This window comes from Mesobacillus subterraneus, from assembly GCF_020524355.2.
Taxonomy (GTDB): domain Bacteria; phylum Bacillota; class Bacilli; order Bacillales; family Cytobacillaceae; genus Mesobacillus; species Mesobacillus subterraneus_C.
Genome location: NZ_CP129019.1, coordinates 2,307,802 through 2,328,218, shown reverse-complemented (window position 1 = coordinate 2,328,218; position 20,417 = coordinate 2,307,802). Strand labels below are relative to the sequence as shown.

At 39.3% G+C, this 20,417-nt stretch carries 32 protein-coding genes and 1 pseudogene; 25 read left to right on the top strand and 8 right to left on the bottom strand.

The window, feature by feature from the left end; all coding sequences use genetic code 11:
* Positions 1–27 precede the first annotated feature (27 nt).
* From LC048_RS12150 to LC048_RS12140, 3 genes are read right to left on the bottom strand one after another with little or no spacing between them, the layout of a single operon-like run.
* Positions 28–549 (bottom strand): undecaprenyl-diphosphatase, encoded by a 522-nt coding sequence (locus tag LC048_RS12150; RefSeq protein WP_306050374.1) that lies wholly within the window; start codon positions 547–549, stop codon positions 28–30.
* A complete protein-coding gene (locus LC048_RS12145) occupies positions 540–785 on the bottom strand; it encodes a hypothetical protein (protein ID WP_226601331.1) in 246 nt (81 codons plus the stop codon). The genes LC048_RS12150 and LC048_RS12145 overlap by 10 nt, the downstream gene beginning before the upstream one ends.
* The gene (locus tag LC048_RS12140; RefSeq protein ID WP_226601330.1) at positions 782–1,090 is read right to left on the bottom strand and encodes a DUF4257 domain-containing protein; all 309 of its coding nucleotides are present in this window, start codon (positions 1,088–1,090) and stop codon (positions 782–784) included. The genes LC048_RS12145 and LC048_RS12140 overlap by 4 nt, the downstream gene beginning before the upstream one ends.
* A gap of 258 nt (positions 1,091–1,348) precedes the next feature.
* On the opposite strand from LC048_RS12140, the gene LC048_RS12135 reads away from it, so the two are divergent.
* The 13 genes from LC048_RS12135 (at position 1,349) to LC048_RS12080 (ending at position 7,472) form a co-directional block, all read left to right on the top strand.
* A complete protein-coding gene (locus LC048_RS12135) occupies positions 1,349–1,786 on the top strand; it encodes an NUDIX hydrolase (protein WP_226601329.1) in 438 nt (145 codons plus the stop codon).
* 104 nt (positions 1,787–1,890) lie between these two features.
* Positions 1,891–2,499 (top strand): kinase, encoded by a 609-nt coding sequence (locus LC048_RS12130; protein ID WP_226601328.1) that lies wholly within the window; start codon positions 1,891–1,893, stop codon positions 2,497–2,499.
* Between the two features lie 18 nt (positions 2,500–2,517).
* Positions 2,518–3,123 carry a DUF4253 domain-containing protein gene (locus tag LC048_RS12125; protein WP_226601327.1) on the top strand — a complete coding sequence of 202 codons (606 nt, stop codon included), beginning with the start codon at positions 2,518–2,520 and terminating at the stop codon, positions 3,121–3,123.
* Between the two features lies 1 nt (position 3,124).
* Positions 3,125–3,460 carry a hypothetical protein gene (locus tag LC048_RS12120; protein ID WP_226601326.1) on the top strand — a complete coding sequence of 112 codons (336 nt, stop codon included), beginning with the start codon at positions 3,125–3,127 and terminating at the stop codon, positions 3,458–3,460.
* Between the two features lie 13 nt (positions 3,461–3,473).
* Positions 3,474–3,665: a DUF2332 family protein gene (locus LC048_RS25075; protein WP_371932064.1), complete on the top strand. Its 192-nt coding sequence runs from the start codon at positions 3,474–3,476 to the stop codon at positions 3,663–3,665.
* A 112-nt stretch (positions 3,666–3,777) separates the two neighbouring features.
* Entirely contained in the window at positions 3,778–4,380 is a 603-nt protein-coding gene (locus LC048_RS12115; protein WP_226601325.1) for a hypothetical protein, read from the top strand.
* A gap of 14 nt (positions 4,381–4,394) precedes the next feature.
* Positions 4,395–4,823, top strand: coding sequence for an ester cyclase (locus LC048_RS12110; protein ID WP_226601324.1), 429 nt, complete (start codon positions 4,395–4,397; stop codon positions 4,821–4,823).
* 12 nt (positions 4,824–4,835) lie between these two features.
* On the top strand, positions 4,836–5,063 hold the full coding sequence (locus LC048_RS12105; protein WP_226601323.1) for a hypothetical protein: 228 nt from the start codon (positions 4,836–4,838) through the stop codon (positions 5,061–5,063).
* Between the two features lie 58 nt (positions 5,064–5,121).
* Complete coding sequence (locus LC048_RS12100) at positions 5,122–5,583, top strand: GNAT family N-acetyltransferase (protein ID WP_226601322.1); 462 nt, start codon at positions 5,122–5,124, stop codon at positions 5,581–5,583.
* Positions 5,584–5,685: 102 nt separating this feature from the next.
* Positions 5,686–6,288 carry a hypothetical protein gene (locus LC048_RS12095; RefSeq protein ID WP_306050372.1) on the top strand — a complete coding sequence of 201 codons (603 nt, stop codon included), beginning with the start codon at positions 5,686–5,688 and terminating at the stop codon, positions 6,286–6,288.
* 33 nt (positions 6,289–6,321) lie between these two features.
* Positions 6,322–6,654: a hypothetical protein gene (locus LC048_RS12090; protein ID WP_226601320.1), complete on the top strand. Its 333-nt coding sequence runs from the start codon at positions 6,322–6,324 to the stop codon at positions 6,652–6,654.
* 1 nt (position 6,655) lies between these two features.
* Positions 6,656–7,072, top strand: a complete 417-nt coding sequence (locus LC048_RS12085; protein ID WP_306050369.1) for a hypothetical protein — start codon at positions 6,656–6,658, stop codon at positions 7,070–7,072.
* A gap of 10 nt (positions 7,073–7,082) precedes the next feature.
* Complete coding sequence (locus tag LC048_RS12080) at positions 7,083–7,472, top strand: hypothetical protein (RefSeq protein WP_306050367.1); 390 nt, start codon at positions 7,083–7,085, stop codon at positions 7,470–7,472.
* A gap of 29 nt (positions 7,473–7,501) precedes the next feature.
* Here the strand turns inward: LC048_RS12080 and LC048_RS12075 are convergent, their stop codons facing one another.
* A complete protein-coding gene (locus LC048_RS12075) occupies positions 7,502–8,038 on the bottom strand; it encodes a GNAT family N-acetyltransferase (RefSeq protein WP_306050365.1) in 537 nt (178 codons plus the stop codon).
* Positions 8,039–8,340: 302 nt separating this feature from the next.
* Between LC048_RS12075 and LC048_RS12070 the strand changes: the two are divergent.
* Positions 8,341–10,271, top strand: a pseudogene (locus LC048_RS12070) (ATP-dependent DNA helicase).
* 46 nt (positions 10,272–10,317) lie between these two features.
* Here the strand turns inward: LC048_RS12070 and LC048_RS12065 are convergent.
* Positions 10,318–10,521: a hypothetical protein gene (locus LC048_RS12065; protein ID WP_226601315.1), complete on the bottom strand. Its 204-nt coding sequence runs from the start codon at positions 10,519–10,521 to the stop codon at positions 10,318–10,320.
* 159 nt (positions 10,522–10,680) lie between these two features.
* On the bottom strand, positions 10,681–11,304 hold the full coding sequence (gene lexA / locus LC048_RS12060; protein WP_226601314.1) for a transcriptional repressor LexA: 624 nt from the start codon (positions 11,302–11,304) through the stop codon (positions 10,681–10,683).
* A gap of 153 nt (positions 11,305–11,457) precedes the next feature.
* Between lexA and yneA the strand changes: the two genes are divergently transcribed.
* The 7 genes from yneA (at position 11,458) to LC048_RS12025 (ending at position 17,235) form a co-directional block, all read left to right on the top strand.
* The gene (gene yneA / locus LC048_RS12055) at positions 11,458–11,772 is read left to right on the top strand and encodes a cell division suppressor protein YneA (RefSeq protein ID WP_226601313.1); all 315 of its coding nucleotides are present in this window, start codon (positions 11,458–11,460) and stop codon (positions 11,770–11,772) included.
* Positions 11,773–11,796: 24 nt separating this feature from the next.
* Positions 11,797–12,441, top strand: coding sequence for a YneB family resolvase-like protein (locus LC048_RS12050; protein WP_226601312.1), 645 nt, complete (start codon positions 11,797–11,799; stop codon positions 12,439–12,441).
* A gap of 78 nt (positions 12,442–12,519) precedes the next feature.
* Positions 12,520–12,753 (top strand): DUF896 domain-containing protein, encoded by a 234-nt coding sequence (locus LC048_RS12045; protein WP_226601311.1) that lies wholly within the window; start codon positions 12,520–12,522, stop codon positions 12,751–12,753.
* A gap of 333 nt (positions 12,754–13,086) precedes the next feature.
* Complete coding sequence (gene tkt / locus LC048_RS12040; protein ID WP_306050363.1) at positions 13,087–15,096, top strand: transketolase; 2,010 nt, start codon at positions 13,087–13,089, stop codon at positions 15,094–15,096.
* Between the two features lie 289 nt (positions 15,097–15,385).
* Positions 15,386–16,132, top strand: coding sequence for an SDR family NAD(P)-dependent oxidoreductase (locus tag LC048_RS12035; protein ID WP_226601309.1), 747 nt, complete (start codon positions 15,386–15,388; stop codon positions 16,130–16,132).
* A gap of 106 nt (positions 16,133–16,238) precedes the next feature.
* On the top strand, positions 16,239–16,934 hold the full coding sequence (locus tag LC048_RS12030) for a lysozyme family protein (RefSeq protein WP_226601308.1): 696 nt from the start codon (positions 16,239–16,241) through the stop codon (positions 16,932–16,934).
* 151 nt (positions 16,935–17,085) lie between these two features.
* The gene (locus LC048_RS12025; protein ID WP_226601307.1) at positions 17,086–17,235 is read left to right on the top strand and encodes a hypothetical protein; all 150 of its coding nucleotides are present in this window, start codon (positions 17,086–17,088) and stop codon (positions 17,233–17,235) included.
* 42 nt (positions 17,236–17,277) lie between these two features.
* On the opposite strand, the gene LC048_RS12020 is transcribed toward LC048_RS12025, so the two are convergent.
* Positions 17,278–17,913 (bottom strand): FMN-dependent NADH-azoreductase, encoded by a 636-nt coding sequence (locus LC048_RS12020; protein WP_226601306.1) that lies wholly within the window; start codon positions 17,911–17,913, stop codon positions 17,278–17,280.
* 253 nt (positions 17,914–18,166) lie between these two features.
* On the opposite strand from LC048_RS12020, the gene sirA reads away from it, so the two are divergent.
* Together sirA and LC048_RS12010 are read left to right on the top strand one after the other, a co-directional pair.
* Positions 18,167–18,607, top strand: a complete 441-nt coding sequence (sirA, locus tag LC048_RS12015; RefSeq protein ID WP_226601305.1) for a sporulation inhibitor of replication protein SirA — start codon at positions 18,167–18,169, stop codon at positions 18,605–18,607.
* A gap of 169 nt (positions 18,608–18,776) precedes the next feature.
* Positions 18,777–18,995, top strand: coding sequence for a YneF family protein (locus tag LC048_RS12010; protein WP_226601304.1), 219 nt, complete (start codon positions 18,777–18,779; stop codon positions 18,993–18,995).
* A gap of 277 nt (positions 18,996–19,272) precedes the next feature.
* Here the strand turns inward: LC048_RS12010 and LC048_RS12005 are convergent, their stop codons facing one another.
* Complete coding sequence (locus LC048_RS12005) at positions 19,273–19,434, bottom strand: hypothetical protein (RefSeq protein ID WP_226601303.1); 162 nt, start codon at positions 19,432–19,434, stop codon at positions 19,273–19,275.
* A 140-nt stretch (positions 19,435–19,574) separates the two neighbouring features.
* On the opposite strand from LC048_RS12005, the gene LC048_RS12000 reads away from it, so the two are divergent.
* On the top strand, positions 19,575–20,030 hold the full coding sequence (locus LC048_RS12000) for a GNAT family N-acetyltransferase (RefSeq protein WP_226601302.1): 456 nt from the start codon (positions 19,575–19,577) through the stop codon (positions 20,028–20,030).
* An 11-nt stretch (positions 20,031–20,041) separates the two neighbouring features.
* Positions 20,042–20,416 carry a DUF2750 domain-containing protein gene (locus tag LC048_RS11995; protein ID WP_306050360.1) on the top strand — a complete coding sequence of 125 codons (375 nt, stop codon included), beginning with the start codon at positions 20,042–20,044 and terminating at the stop codon, positions 20,414–20,416.
* Position 20,417 lies beyond the last annotated feature (1 nt).

The window sequence follows — 20,417 nt, the reverse complement described above, 5'->3', positions numbered from 1 at the left end:
AAGTGTCCGTCATTAAGGAAAAAGTTGTTAGCTGGATTCTGGATTGTTACCGAACTTACTGAATGAAACGATGCGAGTCACCAAACTAATCAGTGATCCAAGAAGTGCACTCCCGAGGATGTCGGATGGATAGTGGTGGTCAACCCATATGCGTGAAAATCCAGTTAGCGCTGACATCCACATCATGATGGTTCCTAATTTCCGATGGAACAACAATATTGAAGTTGAGGCTGCAAAAGCCAGGATTGTATGCTTGCTTGGGAAAGATGAATCCATTTTGGACGGAATCAAAATCCCGACTCGTCTTTTCTGGAAAGGACGAGGTTTAGCGTAAAATAATTTTATGAAAAACTGCACAATTACACTTATCAGTACTGAGCTTCCCGTTTCAAGAGCAATCCTTTTGTTTTTTCGGTTTTTGAACAATAGCATTACAATTACAATTAGATACACATACCGGAGTCGTTTTGAAATGAAGATCATCGAATGATCAACAGGTGATATTTGTCCAGAAAGCTTGTTCATCTGCTGGAAAAGTCTTAAGTCCATAATTTTCTCCTCATGGTTTTAGTCTTACTTTTCCCCTTGCTTCTATTTAAAATGTGAAAAAGAATGGGATTGTAAATAAAATCTAATGGAAGGTAAGAAAGTTTGTGGCGGAAAGTATTCGAGGATAAAAATTTTCCCAAGTTCATTTTCATCAAAAAAAAAACAAGCACTTTGGAAGCTGCTTGACCAATGGCGTTAGCAAACTTCTCTCTCTTAGGCTGGGGTATTTTTTTCATTTGCCAATATCCTCCCCACCCGGGTTCCTGCTTCCTATTCGAAATAACTCCAGTCCCCTTAGTAAGGCATCACCCCCGAAACCAGCCATGATGGACATCAAAAATACTCTAAGCATGGAATCGGCTTCAGATGAGACTACCAATAGTGCAGCTGCTAATGAACCGGTGAGGATTTCTTCTAAGAAACCAAGGTAAATGAATTTTTTTGTCCTTCTCGGCATGATGATCTTGCCCCGTTTTCTCACATGCGCTGTCAGTCCAACAAATCCACCGATGACCATTGCAAAACTAATGTTTTCTAACAAATTGATCACTCTCCTATTTTTGTTGGTCGACCTTTAGTAATACCAGGTGTATTACTATTATACAAGTAGTAATGTTGGAAAAGCATGTGTAAATTTATCGAATTTTCAGTAAATTCAAATGGTAATAATTATGTGTAACTTTTTGGTAAAAATTCCTGCTTAGGACCTTTGAAAAAAGTTACAGGCCTTTCGGCTTAAAGAAGGGATACAAATGAGTGTATCCGATTATGAGAAGAACAATTGGAAAGAGGATCACAAATGTTTATTTTAAATATAGAAGGTGCTATTTACAGGGAAGGAAAGTGGCTGATTATTGAAAGGAGCTCAAAAGAAGAACATGCTGGAGGGCTTCTTTCGCTTGTTGGCGGAACGGTCGAAAACGAGGGATTTTCAAAGGAATTACTTGAGCGAACTTTGAAAAGGGAGCTCTTTGAGGAAGTGGGCATCACATTAAAGGATGATGTTAAATATGTTCGGAATACATCTTTTGTTCTTCCGGATGGAAGGGAAGTGCTCGACATAGTGTTTTATTGTGAAATTGATGCAGGCGAACCATATGCGAAAAGTATAGATGAAGTGGAGGGAGTATATTGGATGACTGCAGCAGAAATTTTTGCACACACCAATGCTCCCATTTGGTTGAAAGAAAGCATTGAAGAGGCAGAGAAAATAAATAACAAATTGCAATGCAAATAATGTCGCCTTTAAAAGGCGGCTTTATTTTTGACTGAAAAAGGAAATATGTGTCGACCTAGCGAATAAGTAAAGGTATTTTTAACTTTTAAATGTGAGGCTGCGATATGGACGGTGTAGATGAATTATTGAGAAAAATTGTTTGTGCTGTTCGTCAAAATAAACGCATTATTATAGGTGTAGATGGTCTTAGCAGGTCAGGAAAAACAACATTTGTGAGGAAATTCTCTTCAATGCTTACTGAAAAACTCATTGGAAATATGATCATTCATATGGATGACCATATTGTTGGAAAGTCGAAAAGATACAATACCGGCCACGAGGAATGGCAGGAGTATTTTTACTTGCAGTGGGATGTAGTGTGGTTAAGGAAATTCTTATTTGATAACTTGATGCAATTAGACGAAATCGACCTCCCATTTTATGATAATGAGATGGATCAACATGATTATAAAAAGCTGAAGTTTGCAGGCAAATCCGTTTTTATTGTTGAAGGAGTTTTTCTCCAGAGAGAGGAATGGAGACCATATTTTGATTATACCGTCTTTATAGACTGTCCAAGGGATATAAGATTTGCTCGGGAAAGCTATCAAACCCAGCAGAACACCGAAAAGTTCAGGAACAGATACTGGAAAGCGGAGGACTACTACATAGAAAACCACCGGCCAGTAGAACATGCCAATCTAGTCATTCCGTATTTTAATCTGATTAATTAAGATTGCAGGTGAATGGAAATGAATTGGAAAAATATTTTTAGTTTTGGCAGGAGTAAAGAAACCGAATTTAAACTGGAACAAAGCGGAATTTCAGATGAAGCTCTTGAAATCATAAAAAGGAATATAAATGGCAGGTTGCAACCCTTTTACAAATCGAATCTGTATACAGATAACCCTCCTGAAATTGCTGGGATTTGTTTGGCAGTCAATCAGGATGAAGCGGAGCCTATTGTTTTAAAACTAATGGAGGAACTTAAGTCAATAAACTATTTGCCCTTTATATGTGAATCAGATCGTGAAAAAATCGCCATCATGCCAGGGTCAGACCAGTTTGATATCTTGAAGCTGCAGCAGACGAATGGGGACAATTATGAAATAAATAACGATATGGTTATATCTAAACTCAAGGAATGGAACAGGAGATACCCTTTCAAGATCATAGGCGGGGACTATGATTGGGTGGAAGCAAATTTTGAAACTTTCCCTCAAAGAGGCGACCTAAAGGCAATTGCAAAAGAAATTTATAATTTTTGTCCAGATATCGTGGAACAAGGGTCAGGTAGCATCAATGGTTTAATTGAAGAAATGAAAGAAACCAGGAAGTTGTACTTATGGTGGGACTAATGTGATAAAAAAAGTGCTGTCACTTAGATTAATTCTGATTTCATTTTCATCGGTTGGGATTGGAGTGACGATTACTCCTCTTTTTGATTCAGTCACGGTCACTTCAGACTATGATCTGACCAAGCATAGACTTGGACAGACCTTTCCAATTATTGAGCAGCATACCTCATTGACTCCAATGGAGGAAGCATATCCGTTTGAACTTGGATTCGTTAGTCCGAAAGAACATCCTACTACTTTCATTCATGAAAACTATTTGATTCTCGTGCTGATTGCCGGTTTTGCTGTTTATATTATTCTAATCAGTATTATGTCTTTATATAAAAGGATTCGGTGATATTTGATTTCTAATAATCTCTAATAAATTCAGAAAATTCTCAATTAATGAATGCAGTGAGTCAAGCCCGTTATATGAATCTCTTGCTTTAAAAGTTGCTGAAGATGCGGAGATGATCGAACTGGCATCTTCAGCCAGGAAGGGACAGCTAGTGCCCAATTTGTTGTTTGATGCAGTTTCACTTTTCATTAGTGAAAGGGTATAAGCATACCCTAACGGATCTCTATCCGAGCATAACAAATTATTCAGGGAGGGCATGGCTGCTGGTTCAACCTTAGTTTTTAGGATGTTGAAATTTTTCGGTTAGGGTGATATGTATGGATAAAGGTGCTTTAATTATTTCTGGAATAGGTATGGGCTTAGTGATTTTATACTCCATTTATTATTTATTTATCAGTAAAAAGACAGTTGGATTGGAGCAAGAAGTAGAAGAAAAGATAAAAGCTCGTCCAATCGCCAAAGTTATTCGTTATTTGATCTTCCTTTCTATCAACTCTTTCTTGGCAAATATGTTTTTTGACATTGGCTGGCTGTTATGGGTTAGTTTTCTATCATCCGTTGCTTTATGGATTTTACTGATTGAGCATAAGTTTAACTATTCATACCTATTTAGTATCATGTTTATTCTTTTGATTTTTTTAGGAGCAGCTGTACCGAATCATCAACAATCGTTTATGAAACATATCAGTGATCATACGGAATACAATTGTTTTAGCATTGAATGTGTAAAAGTCACTCAGGTAGTTATAGAGGATGAGTTGGAAACTGAGATCAAAACTTATTCAATCCAAGGCTACTCGTTTGATTGGTATTTGCTGTTCGCCAAAGGAGCATTGTTGCTAAAAGATGAACAAGGTAATATGGAGGAATTCAGAGGTGTTAACATTGGTGGCCTGTGGCTGCTGGATAAAAAACTTTGATCAGGAGTGGGGATATGATTAGCGATGATAAGAGATTACTAGCTGAAAGATGGTTCAGTGAATATTTTACAGAGGGGAATCTCGATGTGATAGATGAACTGACTACAGAGGATTTTATTTACCATTCGCGTAATGGTGAAAACTCAAGGGAATCAATGGTAAATTTCATGAAATGGTACCGATCCGTTTTTCATGACGATATTTGGGTGCTGGATGATTTGATTGAGCAGGGCAATAAATTGGTAGTACGTTACACCGGCTGGATGACATACAAAGGCGGCTGGTTCGATATCCCATCTGAAAGTCAGCGAGTAAAAGAGACAGGGATCATGATTTTTTTATTTGAAGGCAGCAAAGTGAAGGAAATGTGGTGTGAGAATAGCGATGCTGGCATTTTATATGATTTGGGTGCATTGAAGAAAAACACTCATGAAGTTTTTTAGGAGGGATGAGATATGGCTGGGACAATATTTTGGCTATTGATTGTAGCGTTCGGTTTCCTGTTTATTTGGGGCTTGATAAATAAATCCTGGAGGCTTCTGCTTATCGGCGGAATGGCAGTTACCCATCCGTCCCTGTACTTTCTGGGAGCGGAAAATGGGTTTAGGCTGTTAGCTCTCGTTCCATTGATTCCTTTTGGATTGAGTTATTTTTTTGCGAAAAAGAGAAAGGAAAGCAGATAAGAGGGCAGAGGAACATCACCTAAAAGCAGCGAACATTTTTATATCAACGGAGGGAAACATGGTAATTCGATTAGCGAATCAAAGGGATATTGATCAATTAATAAAAATGAGATGGGACTTTACGCTCGAAGATTACCCCGAAATGGGTGAGGGAGTAGGGTATAGCTCTTTTGAAAAAGAATGCAGAGGGTTCCTTGAATCTGTGCTGGAAAGTGGGCAATGGTTTGTCTGGATTGCTGAGAATGAAGGGGAAATCGTTTCCCATATTTACGTTGAACTGATTCATAAGGTTCCGCGTCCAGGCAGGTTCACTCATCCGTTTGCTTATATGACCAATGTATACACTGTTCCAGAATATAGGGGAAAAGGGACAGGGAGCAAGTTGCTGTCACGTGTCAATGAATGGGCTGATGAAATGAAGTTCGAGTTCATAATCGTGTGGCCGAGCGATACGAGCATTGAGTTTTATGGAAGAAATGGCTACAAACAGTGTACGGAGCCATTGGAAAAGCATTTTTAATGTGGATTGTTCCATAAATTTTGCTCCAGTAAATTTTTGGAATATTTGAAACCTTCTCCCTGGTTAAACGTATTAACATTTATCCAGGGAGAAGGAGGAAATATGATGGCGCGTTTAAGTTTAAATACAGAGAATTCATCTAATGTAATCCTTGTGACAGCAATTATTTTAATCATCAGCAGTTTGTTTATGCCTCTCGTTTTTGTGTATATTATTCAGGATTATCTTTACCTGTCAGTGGATAAATGGTTTTATGATACACCATCATCTGCATATGTAATTTTCATGATTGGAATGCTTTGGATAGCGGTAACTCTACTTCTATATTTATTTTTCACGTGGAAGTTCGAATGGAAGGGCATCAAGTGGATCTCACTTCTCGTTATGTTAGGGTGCGTACCATTCTTCATGTTCGGCGTGTCAAACTATTATTACCTTGATGATCAGGGAATGCATTTTAATGATTATAAAACGTTCAACACCATCAACTCCTATTATTGGGAGGATGTTAAAGAAGCAAAAGAAATTTTCGTGAAAAATAATGGGGTAACCGTAGTGGATCATTTAAATCTTGTCACAGAAGCTGGAGAAGTGATTGAACTGCCTTACAACAGCAAGGTGCAGAACAACAGATTCAAAATCATGGAGAAACTGGAAGAAAACAATATTCCCCTAACTAATAATATGGGAGATTTATATGAATGATATTAAGTTAAAAACGGATTCGAGGGGATTAAAGTGTTTGTAAAAATATATAGTTACCATATAAAGTCAGGCAAAGAACAGGAATACCTGAAAATCCAGGGAGAAGCAGACCGGGTTTATTCTAGATTCCTAGACAAAAAGACACTTCATCTCCAAAGCAAGACAGATAAAACGAAATGGCTTGAGATACATACATATGAAAATGAAAATGTTTTTAATGATACCATTCAAATCATAGACCAACAGCCGGAAATTCAGGTTTTGTACAAGCGGTTTCTTGAAGTTATCACTTCACTTGAGGAAATCTCAGAAGAAAACTACCATCTGGTTGATTTAAGAGCAAATCGCAAACAGGATGGGGATTAAGATGAAAAAACTTAGTGTAGGGTTACTTGTGATTTTACTTTCCATTGCAGGCTGCAGTGAGAGTTTTGATCCGCAGCTCACGAGGATAGATGTGCAGAAGATATCTGAAGAGGGGATGAAAGATCGTGAAGAAATAACCATTGCCTCAATTGAAAGGCTGAAAAAGATTCAGCAAGCCTTCGATAAAATTAAGTGGTCGCCTAACACGAAAGTTGAAATGGCAAGAATAGAAGGTATGATAGCCACTTTCTTTATCCAGGAAGAAAAGAATATGCCTGAAAGATTGTATCAATATCGGATTTGGTTTGAAGGAGAAACGGCTACTATTATCAGCGACAAAGAAAATGAGGGTTACGGCAGGTTAACAGATAAAGAGCAGGTTGAGGTACTTGAATCTGAATTGTTTGTTGGGGAGTAGGGGATTAACAGTGATTAGCAAAAAAGAAAAGTGGATTACTATTCTGCTTTATGTAGTATTTCTAATCGGCCTGCTTGGTACGATGTTTATTATATTAACAGATATCGACACGCCAAATTCCTTTAGATTTGTAATTGGGTTTGTTATATTCCTGCTGTTATTTGGGCTTTTTCAAATGATCCTCGTCATTATGAATATGAAGAAATTACCTGGAATCGATATTAAAAAACCTATATTGAAATTCGCGGGTACCTTTGTATTCTTAATGACTGTAACTTACATCTCAAACTATTTACTTTGGTCAGAGCGGCTTGATAACCTGGACTTTGGAGCTCCTTTTGGGTTGGCTCTTGGCATCACTTTTTATGATTTATTGTTTAAAAAAAGTGAGGTGAGATAGAGATGCTCAGTATCTCCTCACTTTTAAGTTTAACTTACAGCATTAAATGCAGGCGGATACTCAATTTTCCCCTGTAATCCATATAAAGAGCCTGTCTTTAACTCAAGTGCCATGAATACCTCGTCTGGCACTGGGAAAGGAGAATCTATCCCAAATTGGCTTGCTGGCGAAAATCCAAAGCGAGGGTAGAAGTTCGGATGGTCAAGGACAAATATATGCTGATAACCTAAAGCCTTGCATGTTTTGATACCTTTGTTGACGAGATCAGAACCAATTCCGCTATTTTGATAATCTGGTTTCACTGCCATTGGCGCAAGACCTAATGTTGGAACAGTGCCTTGCTCGGTAACAAGGTTGATGATACTGAATAGGATATGTCCGATGACTTCACCATCATCTTTAACAGCTACCAGGCTCAAGTCAGGATGGTAATGTTCAGAAGCCCGTATAAGTTCAACCAGCTTGGCTTCATTTTCTCCATTCTCAAAAGCCCTATGATTAATCTCTCTTATCCCTGAATAATCACCTGACTTTTCCTTACGAATGATGCAATCATTTCTTTTCATACTTCTTGTATTCCCTCCATATCAAGTTTTGGATTCCGAGTCAGTAAATTCTTTATACCATTGTTTTTCATTTTCGCCCGATATTGAGTCTGTATTATTTAACTATGTAGGTAAATGTTTTTTTTAGATTTCATAAAAATTTTCTATAAGTAGATTCAGGATTATTTTAACAGTTTATTCCTAATGTTGGTATTAGGATTTTTACCTATATTTTTTATTTCATTTCTTTCACTAAATGACGGATTATCTGTTATGATAAAAGCTGGCTTTTTTGCCGGAATCAATAGTCGAGGAGAACCTGAATGACAAATAAACTTCCATTTACAATCAGTAAAAACGATACATTCTTTGATTTATTAGGGGGATTACATTGGTGATGTCTTTTACGATATATTGCCTGAAAAGGGCTATGAACTCCGTGATGAGCAGATTTATATGGCCTTCCAAGTGGAGCAGGCCCTTCAAGAATAAAGGAATTGTTTTCGCCGAAGCTGGCGTAGGCACCGGTAAAACATTCGTCTATCTCATTTATGCCATCCTATACGCAAGATACATGGGTAAGCCGGCGATTGTCTCCTGCTCGGACGAAACACTGATTGAACAGCTCGTTAAAGAGGGCGGTGATATCGAAAAACTCGAAAAAGCGCTCGGGTTGAAGGTCGATGTCCGATTGGCAAAAGCAAGAGAGCAATATGTGTGCGTGAAAAAGCTTGATGACCTTTCAAACACCTCGGATGTAAAAGAAATCCTTGACGTCCATGATCAGTTGCCAGATTTCATCTTTGATGAAGGGATTTCAATGAATTCATTCACTCGCTATGGTGACCGAAAGGAATATCCATGGGTGACAAATGAAAATTGGGCTTCAATGGCCTGGGATCCACTTCAGCAATGCTCAACATGCAGTTGGCGCCACCGTTGCGGCCAAACATTGAACCGTGATTACTATCGCCATGCCGGCGATTTGATTATTTGCTCACATGATTTTTACATGGAGCATGTCTGGACGAAAGATTCCCGTAAAAGGGAAGGGCAGATGCCATTGCTTCCAGATGCAAGTACCGTGATTTTTGATGAGGGTCACTTGCTTGAATTTGCAGCTCAAAAAGGACTAACATACCGATTCAACTCACAAACTTTGACCACTGTCCTGACAGGATATATGCACCAGGACGTTCGAGAGGAATCACTGTATTTAATTGAGGATATATTAGAGCTTCATGATTCATGGTTTGACCTTTTGGTTGAAAACTCATCTGCGAAAGAAGGTTCTAATCGAAAAGAAGTACCGATGCTATCAAATATCAGGAAAACTGCAGAAACACTAGAGAAAAAGGTTAGCGATTTAATGGACCAGCTGGTGTTTGACGCGGAAATGTTCCTGATTGACGAATACCATTTAAAAATCATGGAAGAGTATCTCGAGTTTTTCGCATACGGTCTTTCCGTTTTCTTGAAGAACGACGAAGGGATTTTCTGGCTGGAAGAGAATGAAGTGCAAACATCTCTAGTCATCATGCCTCGACTAGTTGAGGATATATTGAAAAAAGAAGTATTTTCACAAAATATCCCGTTTGTATTTTCTTCAGCCACCTTGTCTCAAGCGGGAGATTTCAACTATATAGCGAAAAGCCTAGGAATCGAAAAATACTCATCCTTTACTGTATCGTCACCATTTGATTATGAAGAACAAATGGAATTGGTTGGACACATCGAGGATGAAGAAGTAAAAAAATGGAATAAAATAGGGTTGGACATTATAAGCAGCAATGGAAGCTCGCTTGTTCTATTCTCGTCAATGCAGGAAATGGAACGATTCCGGGCATGGACTGAAAAACAAGAATGGAGTTTCCCTATCTTGTTTGAAGGTGACCGTGAAATCAGTGAAACGGTTAAAGAATTCCAGACTGTAACTGAGACGGTTTTATGTTCCTACAGTCTTTGGGAAGGATTGGATGTGCCAGGAGAGTCACTGATTCAAGTCATCATTGCCTCATTGCCATTCCCGCCTCATGACCCAGTCTTCCAGGCGAAAAGAAAGCATGCGGATAATCCAACTGCAGAGGTAGATATACCTTATATGCTCCTACGCTTAAGACAAGGAATGGGACGGTTGATCAGAACCAATCAAGATAGCGGAGCTGTACATGTATGGCTTACTCAAAATCAAAAAGCTGTGTACAATGAAGAGTTAAAAGGTGTACTGCCTGTTCAAAATATTCAATGGAAATAGACAAATCCCGAAAGGACTATCCTTTCGGGATTCTTTTAGTTTGGTGTTAGAATTTGCAGCCACACTTTCTTCGGCGGCGGTCACGATCATCATCTCGATCATCCTGAGCACCTGCTACTAAATCCTCAATGATACAACGACGTACAGCACGGCAGAGGTCATCAAAATCAACAGTTGCCCTGACTCTGTCTCTGTCACGCTTAGGGTAGAATACGCCTGCTACATCGTTGTCATTACGATTGTATCCCATTAGAAACTCAACTCCTTCCTCATGAAAGATACTTACACATTATCTTATGTGGAGAGGTACAAGTTGTTAGGGTTTCTGCCTAATTAATACTTAAATGTGCTAGTCTCATATGATAAAAGTTTAATTGATAGAAAAAAGCAAGCGGAGCCCGCTTGCTTTCTAATGCATATGCCGGTATACACCGATAACTTTACCGAGTATGGATACGTTACGAAGGATAATTGGATCCATCGTAGGGTTTTCCGGCTGGAGCCTGAAATAATCCTTTTCTTTGAAAAAGCGCTTAACTGTTGCTTCATCCTCCTCTGTCATCGCTACAACAATGTCACCGTTATTAGCAGTTTTTTGCTGTTTAACAATAACATAGTCACCATCTAGGATACCTGCTTCAATCATACTGTCACCCATGATTTCCAGCATGAAAACCTGCTCATCATGTGGAACAAGGCGATCTGGAAGAGGGAAGTACTCTTCTACATTTTCAATGGCCGTGATCGGCATACCAGCTGTTACTTTACCGACAACAGGTACATTTACCACATTATATTTAGGAATGCGGCTATCTTCTTCTATTTCAAGAATTTCAATTGCACGCGGCTTGGTAGGGTCACGTCGGATTAAGCCTTTGCTCTCAAGTCTTGCAAGGTGTCCATGGACAGTGGAACTTGAAGCAAGCCCAACAGCTTCACCGATTTCGCGTACGGATGGCGGATACCCTTTTTTCTTGACTTCGCCTTTTATGAATTCAAATATATCTTGTTGACGCTTAGATAACTTTGTCATATTCACGCACCTCGTATATTTTCTTGTCCTAATTATACCATGTCTATTCCACAGATACAAACATAAGTTCGAATTTTTGAGTTGACACGAAACAAATGTTCGTTTTATAATGAAATCAATTAATCGAACATACATTCGCAAGGAGTGCTGTTAATGAAAAAACTATGGGAAAACTATTCATATGCCATGATCCTGCTTGCTGTCAGCTTAATCTTTTCGCTCGTAGCAAAAGCGCAACTTAATAACGAAGATGCATACATAACTGTTACTATAGAAGAAGGACAATCATTATGGGAAATTGCAGAGACATTTGCCAGTGAACATAATTTTACCGAAAATGAATTCGTTAGCTGGGTAGAAAAAGAAAACGGAATCATTGGGGAAAAGGTCTTTCCGGGAGATGAATTGGTAATTCCCGTTGTAGCTGAACGGATGGAACCTACCCAAATTGCAGGAGCAGAAAGATAGATTTGACTAGAATAAGGTGACTACATGAAAGCAATTGTTTATTGCCGCGTAAGTACAACGAAGGAAACGCAGGAAACTTCGCTGGCAAGGCAGGAAGAAGAGTTGCTGCGTCTGGCTAGCAATTATGGTTTTGAAGTAGCAAGTATCATTAAAGAAAAAGCTAGTGGGTATGACCTTGAAAGGGAAGGGATCCTCCAATTGCTGGAACTGATCAAGGACAAGAAGATAGGGGCCTTGCTCATCCAGGACGAAACCAGACTTGGAAGGGGTAATGCCAAGGTGGCAATTCTTCATTGTATATTAAAAGAAAATGTGAAATTATATAGTGTCTCCCACAGTGGAGAACTCCAGCTCTCTGAATCAGATTCTATGGTGCTGCAGATTGTCAGTATGGTGGAAGAGTATCAGAGGAAGATCCATAATATTAAGATTAAGCGAGGTATGAAACGAGCGATTGAGCATGGATACAAGCCACAGCGTAATCTGAAAAATCAAGGGGAGCATTCTGGGCGTGACCGGAAAGAAATGCCAATTGAGGAAATCGTTAAGCTGCGTAATAATGGACTGACCTTTGCTGAAATAGCTGCAACATTAAGAGGATTTGGGTATAACGTTTCTAAGGCTACTGTAAACCGAAGATATCTTGAGTATATTGACACTAAAGAATAACGAAGCTCTATTCTTGTAAAATCCCTAGAATTTTAGTAAGATGTCATTTGACGTAATTTTTAACAAAGGAGCTTTACAATGCTATCAAGTGATAAAATTGCTAGAATCAATGAACTGGCAAGGAAAGCAAAATCATCTCAATTGACGGAAGAAGAAGCAAAGGAACAAACGAAGCTTCGTGCCGAATATCTCCAGTCTTTCCGGTCTTCTATGCTCAATACACTTAAAGGTGTTACCATCGTGGATCCAGAAGGCAATGATGTTACGCCTGATAAGCTCAAGGAAGAAAAAGCGAAGAAAAAGCTTCATTAAATAGATACTGATTTGGAATACATAGTACATGTATTCCATTTTTATTTTGTCGAATTTTTCGAAGTTAATAATGTGGTTTGGTTCAACTCCCTAAATAAGTGGGAATTATCCTAAGGGATTACCCAGATACAATGAAGGCTTTTGATTTCTAACGTACTGCTATGGATTATTTTTCGTTTACAAAGGCTTTATTTACATATCAACAGCTCATTTGTGTCAAAATAGATAACAATACGGCCATTTCTGTCTCTTTCAGGCACAATTTGTTGTATAATGATTTCTCTCGCTATAATATTAAGGATGTAGCCAGTACCTATAGAAAGGATGTATATAATGTTTAAAGAAATTGATATGCTTTCGATTGATTCCATTCGTACTTTATCAATTGATGCAATTGAAAAAGCAAATTCCAGCCACCCAGGCATGCCAATGGGGGCAGCTCCAATGGCATACACATTGTGGTCTCGTTACATGAACATCAATCCTAAAAATCCTGAATGGTTTAACCGCGATCGCTTTGTGTTGTCTGCTGGACACGGTTCTATGCTGTTATACAGCTTGCTGCACCTTGCAGGTTATGATCTGACAATGGATGACATTAAACAATTCCGCCAATGGGGAAGCAAGACTCCAGGACACCCTGAGTTTGGTCATACTGCTGGGGTAGACGCAACAACTGGACCACTTGGCCAGGGAATTGCTATGGCTGTTGGTATGGCAATGGCTGAGCGCCATCTCGCTGCTGTTTACAATAAGGATAATTACAATCTCGTTGATCACTATACATATAGTATTTGCGGTGATGGCGATCTAATGGAAGGTGTTTCTGCTGAAGCAGCTTCAATGGCAGCTCACCTGAAGCTAGGCAGAATGATTGTTCTTTATGATTCGAACGATATTTCTTTGGATGGAGATCTTGATAAGTCATTCTCAGAAAGTGTTGAGGGCCGATTTAAAGCATATGGATGGCAGTACATCCGTGTCGAAGATGGTAACAATCTTGAAGAAATCGCCAAAGCAATTGAAGAAGCAAAGACGGATGAAGACCGTCCAACAATGATTGAAGTCAAGACGGTTATCGGTTATGGATCACCTAACCTTTCTGGTAAATCAGATGTTCACGGTGCTCCTCTTGGTGCGGACGAATTGAAGCTAACTAAAGAAGCTTATAAGTGGACTTTTGAAGAAGACTTCCATGTTCCAAGTGAAGTTTACGATCACTTCAAACAACAAATCGCTAATAAAGGTGAACAAGCGGAACAGGCTTGGAACGAGCTTTTCGCAAAATATAAGAGTGAATTTCCTGAACTGGGAGCCCAGCTTGAAAAGTCAATGAAGGGTGAGTTAGTTGAAGGATGGGATAAGGACATCCCTGTATATGAAGAAGGAAAAAGCCTTGCGAGCCGTGCTTCTTCTGGAGAAGCACTTAATGGGATCGCGAAAAACCTTCCTTACTTGATCGGCGGATCTGCTGACCTTGCCGGATCAAACAAAACAATGATCAAGGGATCAGGTGATTTCTTCCCGGGTTCATTCGAAGGCCGCAACATCTGGTTTGGTGTTCGTGAATTCGCTATGGGTGCTGCGATGAACGGTATGGCACTCCACGGCGGACTTAAGATATTTGGCGGAACATTCTTCGTGTTCTCCGACTACTTAAAGCCAGCAATCCGACTTGCTGCGTTAATGGGCTTACCTGTAACATACGTATTCACACATGATAGCATCGCAGTTGGAGAAGATGGTCCTACACATGAACCAGTTGAGCAGCTTGCTGGACTTCGCGCTATGCCGAACTTGTCAGTCATCCGCCCTGCAGATGGTAACGAAACGGCGGCTGCATGGAAGCTTTCAGTTGAATCAACTAAGACGCCTACCGCTCTTGTGTTAACTCGTCAAAACCTGCCGACAATCAAAGATACTGACAAGAACGCATACGAAGGCGTATCTAAAGGTGCTTACGTCATTTCTCCAGCTGGAAAAGACAACGCTGATGCATTGCTTCTGGCAGCAGGTTCAGAAGTCAGCCTTGCAGTGAACGCACAAGAGGCTCTCGCTTCTGAAGGCATCGACGTAGCGGTTGTGAGCATGCCATCATGGGACCGTTTCGAACAGCAGTCAAAGGAATATAAAGAAAGTGTAATTCCAAAGTCGGTCAAGAAACGCCTTGGAATCGAGATGGGTTCTTCACTTGGCTGGCATCGTTATGTTGGTGATGAGGGTGAAGTACTTGCGATTGATACATTTGGTGCATCTGCCCCAGGTGAAAAGATCCTCGAAGAGTACGGCTTCTCCGTGAACAATGTAGTTGCACGAGTGAAAGCTTTGCTTGAGCAAAACTAAGATCCATACTAAAACGAGCATGAGACCATTTAGGTACATGCTCGTTTTTTATGAAAATATATATAAGTTGTGAAACTGAGGAACTACTTTAGAAAAGTCAATCATAAAAGTTGTTGAGATTACCCCGTGATAAGAGCGAAAACATTTTTCATATTAATAATTGAAGAAGCTAAAAAAGCATGAGCTGAGCTGTTAAGGCAGTCTGGCTTATTTTTAATTAAAAGGATTGAAACCATAATCGATGTGGAATCAATGATAATGTTAATTTCGTTTAATAGGAGGTAAGGAAATGTCAGGTAAGTTTGAGGGGAAAACGGTCATTATAACTGGTGGATCTAACGGGATTGGTAAAGGAATTTCGAAAGCATATGCTATTGAGAAAGCACATGTATGTATAGCCGATACAGATGAAATAAAGGGGAAAGAATTGGTTTCCAAGCTAAAAGAGCTAGGAGGACAAGCTGTCTTTTACAGAACGGATGTAAGGAAAGAAGAAGACCTGGTCAGCCTGCTGGATCAAGTTATGCAAGACTTCGGAAAGATCGATATTTTAATCAACAATGCTGGTGTTTCTAGATTCAAATCTCTGTTTGAGCTGACGACTGCTGAATGGGAGGATGTTGTGTTCACGAATCTAAGGAGTGTTTTCATCGGTTCTCGTGAAGCTGCCCGCAGGATGGAGGCAGGTGGCCGGATCATAAATATTGCTTCTACAAGGGCAACCATGTCTCAACCGAACTCAGAAGCCTATGCATCATCCAAAGGTGGAATCCTTGCTTTGACTCATGCCCTGGCAGCTTCACTTCAAGAAAAGGGAATAACGGTAAACTCTATCAGTCCTGGCTGGATTCAAACAGAGGATTATGGTGATCTCAGAGAGAAAGACCATCTTCAGCATTGGTCTAACCGTGTAGGTAAACCAGAAGATATAGCCAAAGCCTGTCTTTATATAGCTGACCCGGATAATGATTTTATAAATGGACAAGATCTTGTTATCGATGGTGGGATGACACGTAAAATGATTTATGAAGAATAATTAACGAGAAGGAGCTGCAATAATGATTGCAGCTCCCTTTCAACTTTTCGTATTATTTTATACAATAGGAGGAAGAGAAAGTACGTAATTGGGAGAGAAGTAATGGATGAAATACACAAAGAAGAGACCCAAAAAGAAAAAACTAGTCCAGAGAAACTTCAATCTGGCAATTTTATTATTTGTAGCCTTCGTTGGATTTTTCTTGCTTGATAGATTTCTGGATTTATATAATCAAAGCTTCAAAAAAATGAATGTTGGTGTGAATAGTTCAATTGGAGAAGTGGCCAAATACACTCCGATGATTGAGGAAGAATTGAAAAAGGTGGGGCTGGACGAGCATACCATCACTGTCGCTGCTTTAATGATGCAGGAGAGCCGGGGGAAGGGAGGCGATCCTATGCAAGCCTCTGAATCTGCCGGTCTGCCACCAAATACGATTCAGGATCCCAGAAAAAGCGTCCAGCAAGGTGTAAAGTATTTCAATCGAGTTGTGGAATATGGAAATAAGAAGCAAGTAGACTTCGCTGCAGTCATCCAGTCATACAACATGGGAATCGGCTATATTGATTTTGTGGCGAAAAATGGGGGTAAGCATACCGAGGAGCTGGCAAAGGAATTTTCGTTGCTCCAGGTTGAAAAAAACCCGCAAACATATAATTGCGGCGGTGATAAGAACAATTTCCGTTATCCTTATTGCTATGGTGATTTCACCTATAGCACGAAGGTAGCAAAACATATGGAATCAATTACAGTGAGTAATCCAGCTAATTTAAACGAGGAAAGTACGCAACGCTCTTTTTAAATAGAGTGATAAGAAAACGAATTAAAAACATCTGAATATTCGGGTGTTTTTTTATTTAAGAAAATTTTAAGGATAAAGCAGGGAAAAAGAATGAAGACGGTAAATATATTTGTAACAAATACCCATACTAAAAATCAGGAGGTGTATGTAAATGTTTGAATATGGAAAGGACATTCCACTGGACGGTGCGGCAGGAAATCAGGCAGTTCAGCAAGCGAACTCAGAAGAACAGGCAATCTTGGAAAGTGCTGTTTACAGTTTCGACCACCGCAAAGACATACCGCTGGACGGAGTAAAATAATTCAGTAAAAAAAAGCCTAGAAAAAGGCTTTTTTTTACTGAATTAAAATTGATTTGCAAGCTCAATCGCACGTTGAATGGCCTGTTGTTTGATTTCCTGTGCTTTATCAGGCATTGCTGCCATTCCCTCAATTGCCAATGTTTGTGCATCGCTAATACCCAAGAATGAAAGAACTGCGCGGAGATAACGGTCTCCGAATTCCAAATCTTTCGCAGGTCCTTCTGAGTAAACGCCGCCACGGGCCTGGATGTGCAGAGCTTTCTTGCCTTCAAGTAAACCTACCGGGCCTTCTGCAGTATACTTGAATGTTTTCCCGGCAATCGCAATGTTATCAATATAAGCTTTCATTTTTGGCGGGAAACTGAAGTTCCAAAAAGGAGTGACAAAGATATATTTATCTCCGTTAACAAACTGGTCTGTTAGTTGATTGATCGCGCTAACCTTTTGTTTTTCATCATCACTAAGCTGATCGAAAGCAGATCCTTGCTGTAATTTGCCCCAGCCGCTGAAAACGTCTGTATCTATGAATGGTACGTCCATGTTATAAAGGTCCAATCTGACGACTTCATCTTCAGGGTTGTTTTTACGGTAGGCTTTTATGAACTCCTCCCCAACCGATAAACTGAACGATTCTTCAACCGGTTTTGGATTCGCTGAAATGTAAAGCACTGTAGCCATGCATAGTCATCCTTTCTCTGTCTAATTAACATTGATATATTCCCCTGATTAAAACCTCCTATTCCTTTTCTGGCATAAAAAGTTCTTAAGCTTGTAATTCCTGGACAGCTGAATAAAAGAAATTTATATTTAAAAAGTAAGAAAGTTTTGAATTCGACATAATTAGTGGATTTTTGCGGCACCTTTAGACAAACGCAGACTGATCGTTTTCCTATAATAAAGACAAAAGCTTGTCTGCAGAGGAGGGGATCAAATGAGATCCTACCAGCTATATCTAATAGAAGATGAATTTGCCTCCCATTATTTCGGAAGAGAACGGATGTTTTACGAATTATTTTTGGAATATAGTCAAGCGAACAACGATCTAAAATCGATCATTGCCAAGCAAGTCAAGTATGTAACCAAATCCATTCCAGTGCTTCGCATCCATCAGCTCCTGCATCAACAGCTTTCGAAGGCAAAAGGATTTCATGTTCAGAACGGCACATATATTTATGAAAATAATACAAATAACAGTTCAGCCACACTTAAAGTACATGAGAAATGGCTGGAGTTGGATTCCCATGGACAAGTTGACGCTGAAACGGTTTTTTTTGAAATTCTCCGTAAATGTGAATCATCATTCCTGGCTATTGACCTTAAATCAAGCAAATACGGCTGGCTCAAGCCGATTAAAGAACGTAAATATATATAATGAAGGTTGAAGTACTCATTGATAAATGTTTTTGGTTCATGATTAGTAAAGTAAATACAAAAATTTTTCAAATTGAGTTCATTTAATAGAGAAAAAAACCAACAGATATTGTATAATAGCTGTTGGTTTAGTACACTGTATGTTAGACAACATGAAGGAGGAAGTTTTTATGGTGTGGCAGTTTATTCTAGTTGGTATACTGGCATTAATTGTCGGTGTAGCGCTAGGATTTTTCATTGCTCGTAGATACATGGAGAGCTACTTAAAGAAAAATCCGCCAATTAACGAACAAATGCTTAAAATGATGATGATGCAGATGGGTATGAAACCATCCCAGAAGAAAATCAATCAAATGATGTCAGCAATGAACAAGCAGACAGGAAAATAATAAAGGACAAGCACTCATTGATTAGCGATGGGTGCTTTTCTTATTATAGAGACTATTAAGGACATTTTAATGTGTGGATGGAATCAAAATGGGTAAGAAGAGGGATTTATTAGACATTTTGAAGCTTAGATGAAATCGAAATGTCTAAGGAACAGGATTTAATAGACATTTTGAGGTATGGATTGGATCGAAATGTCTACTAAGAAGAGTTTAATGGACAAATTGGAATACGGATTAAATCAAACATGACTAGATTAAAATAACGCCGGAAATGGCGTTATTTTTTTGTGTTTGATTTATCTTGCTCCTGACGTTTAGTGCCTTGCTGAAAAATCGAATCAAAAAATTCATCCGCTGTTTCCATTACGCCTCCATGAAGCTGGCCGTCAGCACCGACTTTGTTTTTATTGCCTTTAACTGGATTATGGATCCTAACCATAGAATATGCACCTCCTATAAATAGGCTTTGTTATTTAAGACCGAAATAACCAGACCAACAGCAATTGTTAATCTATGGCAGGACATGTACAGACCAATACCGAATATCAAACCTAAGGAATTTTAAAAAGGGGATCATATATGTATCAATATTTTAATGGACTTGTCATACGGGAAGGCACGGAAGGGATACAGGCGGATAATGTTGAAAAGCTTTTTGAAGACGCAGGTTGGGCAAGCAATACTCCAGTTTGGCAAAAGGAAAAGTTTTCGTTGATATTCAAAAATTCCACTTGGGCATTTACCGTTTGGGACCAAAATGAAATGGTTGGAATGGTCAGGGTCATTTCGGATCAGATTATGGCAGCGAACATTATGGACTTGGCAGTTTTATCAGAATATCGAGGAAAAGGTATTGGCAAGAAACTTGTGCAGCTTTGTGTACAAAAGCTTCCTCACGGAGATTGGTTTGCCCATACTTCTGCCAGCAATTTTAACTTCTACGAAAAATGCGGGTTTGAGGTTAAGGATCTTTCGCAAAATGGTACTTGCGCGTATTATGGGTACATCCAGGCTCGTAAGGATGGACAACGATAGGAGAGCTGAAATTGAATCTACGTGAATTTGAAGCAGTCATCAGCCAGCCGGCAGTTATAAGATATGAATACTTCATTAAAAAAACAGCGGATTATGAAGAGGTCTGGGGACTATATAACGTTGGCTGGGCAACAGCCCAAGATGATATGGGCAATACACTGATCCCATTTTTTCCTAATGCGAAGTTCGCAGAGACTTTTGCAAAAAAAGAATGGGAAGGGTTTAGAGCAAAAAGTATTGATTTGGTCCACTTCCTCGAAAAATGGCTTCCGGGGATGAAATCTGATGGAATCAAACCTTCCATTTTCCCAACAAACACAGATTCTGTCGTATTGGAAGTGGACACGCTAAGGGAAGCTTTAGAAGCTGAGCTGGAGAAGTATTAAT

Excerpts from the sequence above, each read along its gene's own strand:
- LC048_RS12025 (WP_226601307.1), top strand. The coding sequence starts at position 17,086 with ATGTTTGAATATGGAAAGGACATTCCACTGGACGGTGCGGCAGGAAAT.
- LC048_RS12005 (WP_226601303.1), bottom strand. The coding sequence starts at position 19,434 with ATGGTTAGGATCCATAATCCAGTTAAAGGCAATAAAAACAAAGTCGGT.
- LC048_RS12150 (WP_306050374.1), bottom strand. The coding sequence starts at position 549 with ATGGACTTAAGACTTTTCCAGCAGATGAACAAGCTTTCTGGACAAATA.
- LC048_RS12035 (WP_226601309.1), top strand. The coding sequence starts at position 15,386 with ATGTCAGGTAAGTTTGAGGGGAAAACGGTCATTATAACTGGTGGATCT.
- LC048_RS12100 (WP_226601322.1), top strand. The coding sequence starts at position 5,122 with ATGGTAATTCGATTAGCGAATCAAAGGGATATTGATCAATTAATAAAA.
- LC048_RS12110 (WP_226601324.1), top strand. The coding sequence starts at position 4,395 with ATGATTAGCGATGATAAGAGATTACTAGCTGAAAGATGGTTCAGTGAA.
- LC048_RS12095 (WP_306050372.1), top strand. The coding sequence starts at position 5,686 with ATGATGGCGCGTTTAAGTTTAAATACAGAGAATTCATCTAATGTAATC.
- LC048_RS12010 (WP_226601304.1), top strand. The coding sequence starts at position 18,777 with ATGGTGTGGCAGTTTATTCTAGTTGGTATACTGGCATTAATTGTCGGT.
- lexA (WP_226601314.1), bottom strand. The coding sequence starts at position 11,304 with ATGACAAAGTTATCTAAGCGTCAACAAGATATATTTGAATTCATAAAA.
- LC048_RS12065 (WP_226601315.1), bottom strand. The coding sequence starts at position 10,521 with ATGGGATACAATCGTAATGACAACGATGTAGCAGGCGTATTCTACCCT.
- sirA (WP_226601305.1), top strand. The coding sequence starts at position 18,167 with ATGAGATCCTACCAGCTATATCTAATAGAAGATGAATTTGCCTCCCAT.
- LC048_RS12075 (WP_306050365.1), bottom strand. The coding sequence starts at position 8,038 with ATGAAAAGAAATGATTGCATCATTCGTAAGGAAAAGTCAGGTGATTAT.
- LC048_RS12030 (WP_226601308.1), top strand. The coding sequence starts at position 16,239 with ATGAAATACACAAAGAAGAGACCCAAAAAGAAAAAACTAGTCCAGAGA.
- LC048_RS12105 (WP_226601323.1), top strand. The coding sequence starts at position 4,836 with ATGGCTGGGACAATATTTTGGCTATTGATTGTAGCGTTCGGTTTCCTG.
- LC048_RS12085 (WP_306050369.1), top strand. The coding sequence starts at position 6,656 with ATGAAAAAACTTAGTGTAGGGTTACTTGTGATTTTACTTTCCATTGCA.
- LC048_RS12045 (WP_226601311.1), top strand. The coding sequence starts at position 12,520 with ATGCTATCAAGTGATAAAATTGCTAGAATCAATGAACTGGCAAGGAAA.
- LC048_RS12135 (WP_226601329.1), top strand. The coding sequence starts at position 1,349 with ATGTTTATTTTAAATATAGAAGGTGCTATTTACAGGGAAGGAAAGTGG.
- LC048_RS12115 (WP_226601325.1), top strand. The coding sequence starts at position 3,778 with ATGGATAAAGGTGCTTTAATTATTTCTGGAATAGGTATGGGCTTAGTG.
- LC048_RS12020 (WP_226601306.1), bottom strand. The coding sequence starts at position 17,913 with ATGGCTACAGTGCTTTACATTTCAGCGAATCCAAAACCGGTTGAAGAA.
- LC048_RS12145 (WP_226601331.1), bottom strand. The coding sequence starts at position 785 with ATGAAAAAAATACCCCAGCCTAAGAGAGAGAAGTTTGCTAACGCCATT.
- LC048_RS12130 (WP_226601328.1), top strand. The coding sequence starts at position 1,891 with ATGGACGGTGTAGATGAATTATTGAGAAAAATTGTTTGTGCTGTTCGT.
- LC048_RS12125 (WP_226601327.1), top strand. The coding sequence starts at position 2,518 with ATGAATTGGAAAAATATTTTTAGTTTTGGCAGGAGTAAAGAAACCGAA.
- yneA (WP_226601313.1), top strand. The coding sequence starts at position 11,458 with ATGAAAAAACTATGGGAAAACTATTCATATGCCATGATCCTGCTTGCT.
- tkt (WP_306050363.1), top strand. The coding sequence starts at position 13,087 with ATGTTTAAAGAAATTGATATGCTTTCGATTGATTCCATTCGTACTTTA.
- LC048_RS12050 (WP_226601312.1), top strand. The coding sequence starts at position 11,797 with ATGAAAGCAATTGTTTATTGCCGCGTAAGTACAACGAAGGAAACGCAG.
- LC048_RS12000 (WP_226601302.1), top strand. The coding sequence starts at position 19,575 with ATGTATCAATATTTTAATGGACTTGTCATACGGGAAGGCACGGAAGGG.